Source organism: Erwinia sp. MYb416 (genome assembly GCF_037479575.1).
In the GTDB taxonomy this organism is placed as follows: Bacteria; Pseudomonadota; Gammaproteobacteria; order Enterobacterales; family Enterobacteriaceae; genus Erwinia; species Erwinia rhapontici.
In genome coordinates, this window is sequence record NZ_JBBGYT010000311.1 from 1 (window position 1) to 1,441 (window position 1,441).

General features: G+C 47.1%; 1 protein-coding gene. It reads right to left on the reverse strand.

The window, feature by feature from the left end; genetic code table 11:
• Positions 1–82: 82 nt before the first annotated feature.
• A partial coding sequence (locus tag WH277_RS03765) for a PglL family O-oligosaccharyltransferase (protein WP_339504429.1) occupies positions 83–1,441 on the reverse strand: 1,359 nt, incomplete at its 5' end.

The window sequence follows — 1,441 nt, forward strand, 5'->3', positions numbered from 1 at the left end:
GACATGTTTTTAACTATTCCTCACTTCGGCGTTTGTCTTAATCAATCATGTCTCACGATGTCACCGCCCAAGTTTGGATACATCATTTGATACCTTCCTGAAGATGGACCATGAAACGTTCATCTTCAGGAAACAGTGCGTGAGCCTCACGGCGCAATCGTTGGTATGTTATTGCATCCTGCTGATAGTGCGCGATAGACAGCCATGAGGCATAAACATTTTTATCAATTCTGCGGGAAAGATAGGAATCAGCCCAACGAACGTAACCCTCAAGTAAAGCAGGATCACGCGTTTGATTAAACATCAACAAAGCATGAATTTGCTGATCATAGTGCCAGCGTTCAGTATTAACCCCTGGATCAAACGCCATAGCGCGGCGGGCAGGTTCAGCATTTAAAAAACGATTGCGCTCAAGAGAAGTCAAAGACAGGTTTGCATATAATGCAATACCGGCCAGCAAGAGTATTGTGATGGAAAAGACGGGCAAGGCCTTTCTCAAAAAGGCAGTCGTCGCAGCAGAAAGTGAATAGTACCTTGCCGTTGGTGTAATATCGCTATCCAGTTTTGCCAGCAACAGGATGAAAATAGCCCAGTGCGCGGTTGAAAGGCTGAACGGAAACTCCGTTTGAGTGTGCAGCAGTATCGGCAATAATGCACAGGATAATCCTCGGTTCAGGCCAGTCTGATATTCGTTTAGCTGACGGGTTGGCCGCCATGCTCGCCACACCATATCCCCCCCGACATAAACCAACAGTGACAATCCAATAAACGCGATAACCCCTCCTTCAACACACCACAGTAATATTTCATTATGCGGGTGGCTGACAACTTTCGTCTCTAATGTTGAGAATCCCTGAGTAAGGCGATAATGTTGAAAGTTATATTCGAAGCTACCATATCCCCAGCCTGTCCAGGGTCTCTCGGCAATCATGCTCAGCGTGCTTTTAAGGATAGCCATACGGGCAAAATTAGAGCCAGTATGCGCGACGTCAGTAATATGGCCGCTCCATTGAACTGCAATCGCCAGGACAATACTCGCTCCCATTAAGCCTGCGGCGATAAGGTTTTTTTTTGGCGCCGCCTTCGCCCCAATGATTAATAACAATACGTCTGAAATCGCACCACCGAGCCAACCCACTCTTGACTGTAACCACACCAGCAATGCAGGAAAAATCAGCAAAATCAGACCTAAAGCGCATAGCCGAAGACGTTCTCTTTTAATGTTATCCAGGATAAAGCCCGGCAACAGTAATAACATGATGGCTAATGCCAGCCCCGTGGCAATAAAACTTGCCAACACGTTCACCTGCTGAAAAACACCATACGGTCGGCCCCAAGACTGCGGATAAGCAAGCCAGGCCGGCACCGCTTCTGGTATCGTGAATTGCAACAAGGCGATCAATGCCTGAAAAACGATTGCTATCAGTAAGATGTAATACAG